General features: G+C 68.7%; 2 protein-coding genes. Both read left to right on the top strand.

Annotation, left to right across the window (positions count from 1 at the left end; all coding sequences use genetic code 11):
- A partial coding sequence (locus P5705_RS26000) for a phosphopantetheine-binding protein (protein ID WP_277463723.1) occupies nt 1-815 on the top strand: 815 nt, incomplete at its 5' end.
- On the top strand, nt 812-3,026 hold a 2,215-nt coding region (locus P5705_RS25995), incomplete at its 3' end, for a condensation domain-containing protein (protein ID WP_277463722.1). The genes P5705_RS26000 and P5705_RS25995, both read left to right, overlap by 4 nt.

The raw sequence follows: 3,026 nt of genomic DNA, 5'->3' as shown, positions 1-3,026 counted from the left end.
CCGGCGAGCTGTACATCGGTGGCGCGGGCCTGGCGCGGGGTTACCACCAGCGTCCGGGGCTGACCGCCGAGCGCTTCCTGGCCAGCCCGTTCGCCGACGGCGAGCGCATCTACCGCACCGGCGACCTGGCGCGCTTCGACAGCCAGGGCCGCCTGGAGTACATCGGTCGCGCCGACCACCAGGTGAAGATTCGCGGCTTCCGCATCGAGTTGGGCGAGATCGAGGCGCAGCTGCTGGCCCGCGCCGAAGTGCGCGAAGCGGCGGTGGTGGCCCGCGACAGTGGCCTGGGCACGCAGCTGGTGGGTTACCTGGTGCCGACGGACGCGGCGCTGGTGGAAGCGGGCGAGGCCCAGCAGGCGCTGCGCGAGACCCTGCGCGCGGCGCTGGGCGAGGCGCTGCCGGAATTCATGGTGCCAGCGCAGCTGATGGTGCTGGCGCGCATGCCGCTGACCCCCAACGGCAAGCTTGACCGCAAGGCGCTGCCGGCGCCGGACGCCAGCCTGGCCCAGGCGCGCTACCAGGCGCCGCGCAGTGAGCTGGAATGCCAGCTGGCGCAGATCTGGGCCGAGGTACTGAAACTGGAGAAGGTCGGTCTTGCCGACAACTTCTTCGAATTGGGGGGCCATTCGCTGCTGGCCACCCAGGCCACCGCCAGGGCGCAGCAGGTGCTGCGCGCCAGCCTGCCGCTGGATGCCATGTTCAGGGCTAAATCGCTCGAGGACTATGCCGTCTGTATAGCACCACACCTCAATACAGACTTCGAAGAAAACCTGAGTGACATGCACGACTTCCTGACTGAACTGGAGCTGGAATGACAATGGCCGCACATGACAGCGCCGCACTGGTGCAACGTTTTATCAGGTTGCCCCTGGCCCAGCGCCAGGCCTTCCTGGAAAAGCTTGCGAGCAAGGGGATGAGCCTGGCGCAGTTGCCGATACCCGGTGGCTGCGTCGAAGGCGAGACGGCACCGATGTCCTACGCCCAGGAACGCCAGTGGTTCCTCTGGCAGTTCGACCCGGCGGGCGCGGCCTACAACATTCCCCTGGTGCTGCGTCTGCGTGGCGAACTGCAGCTGGAGGCACTGCGCCGCAGCCTGGCGGCGCTGGTCGAGCGCCAGGCCAGCCTGCGCACGGTGTTCACCGAGCAGGGCGAAGGTGAGCGCTTGCAGCGGGTGTGCCCGCCGTTCGTGCCAGAACTTGCGGAGCGCAACGTCGAGCCCGCGCAGCTGGCGGCTGTAATTGACAGCGAGACGCAACAGCCTTTCGATCTGCGACAAGGCCCTTTGCTGCGCTGTGCCTTGTTCAAGGTCGACGCCCAGGAACGCGTGCTGGTGCTGACCTTGCACCATGCCATCGCCGATGGCTGGTCGCTGCAGGTGCTGCTCAAGGAGCTGCTGGCCGGTTATGCGGCGTTCAGCCAGGGGCGCGAGCCGGCCTTGGCGCCACTGCCGATCCAGTACCGCGACTATGCGCTGTGGCAGCGCTGCTGGATGGAAGCCGGCGAGCAAGCGCGCCAGCTGGACTACTGGACGCGGCAACTGGGCGGCGAGCAACCGTTGCTGGAACTGCCGCTCGATCGTCCACGGCCGATGGTCCAGAGCCTGCGTGGCGCGCGCCTGCAGGTGGCCTTGCCCACCACCCTGGCCGAAGGCCTGCGCCAGTTGGCGCAACGCGAGCAGGCGACCTTGTTCATGGTGTTGCTGGCGTCGTTCCAGGTGCTGCTGCACCGCTACAGCGGCCAGTCCGACATCCGCGTCGGCGTGCCGGTGGCCAACCGCAACCGGGTCGAGACCGAAGGGCTGGTGGGCTTCTTCGTCAACACCCAGGTGCTCAAGGCCCAGATCGATCCGCAGGACAGTTTCCAGGCGTTGTTGCAGCAGGTGCGCAGCGCCGCCCTGGAGGCCCAGGCCCATCAGGAGCTGCCGTTCGAGCAACTGGTGCAGGCGTTGCAGCCGAGCCGCAGCCTGAGCCATTCGCCGCTGTTCCAGGTGATGTTCAATCATCAGGGCGGCGCGGCCCAGGGCGCTGACGCCCTGGCGTTGCCGGGCCTGAGCATCGAAGGGCTCGAGGCGCAGGGGCAGGCGGCCAAGTTCGACCTGACCCTGGATACCCATGAAGCGGGGCAGGCGCTGTCGGCGACCCTGACCTATGCCACCGACTTGTTCGAAGCCGCGACCATCGAGACCATGGCCGGGCACTGGCTGAACCTGTTGCACGGGATCGTCGAGGCGCCCGCTCAGCGGGTTGGCCAGTTGCCGTTGCTGGCAGCGCACGAACAACAGCAGATGGTCGAGGCGTGGAACGCCACGGCGGTGCCATTCGCCGATGACCAGTGCCTGCACCAGCTGATCGAGGCCAGCGCCACACGCACGCCAACGGCCCCCGCCCTGAGCGTGGCCGGCGAAGCCCTCGACTACGCCACCCTCAACCGCCGCGCCAACCGCCTGGCCCGGCGCTTGCGTGCGATGGGCGTGGGCCCGGACGTGCTGGTGGGCATCGCCGTGGAGCGCGGCGTGGAGCTGGTGGTGGGCCTGCTGGCGATCCTCAAGGCCGGCGGCGCCTACGTGCCGATGGACCCGGAATACCCGGCCGAGCGCCTGGCGCACATGGTCGAAGACAGCGGCGCGCAACTGGTGCTGACCCAGGCCCACCTGCGCGGCGCGCTGGCACTGCCGGCCGGGGTCGCGGCGCTGGAACTGCAAGCCGGCGAGGACTGGCTGGCCGAGTTTGACGGCGCCAACCTCGACAACCTGGCCGCGCCCGGCAACCTGGCCTACGTGATCTACACCTCCGGTTCCACCGGCAAGCCCAAGGGCGTTGGCGTGCGCCACGATGGCGTGCTGAACTTCCTGGCCAGCATGCTCAAGCAGCCGGGCATCGAGGCAAGCGACCGGGTGCTGTCGCTGACCTCGCTGTCGTTCGACATCGCCGGCCTGGAGCTGTACGGCAGCCTGCTGGCCGGCGCCTGCATCGTGCTGGTGGAACGGGCCACGGCCCGCGACCCGCAGGCCCTGCTGGCGGCGATCG

The sequence above is a fragment of the Pseudomonas entomophila genome, from assembly GCF_029478665.1.
In the GTDB taxonomy this organism is placed as follows: domain Bacteria; phylum Pseudomonadota; class Gammaproteobacteria; order Pseudomonadales; family Pseudomonadaceae; genus Aquipseudomonas; species Aquipseudomonas entomophila_F.
This window is presented reverse-complemented; position numbering and strand designations above follow the sequence as displayed.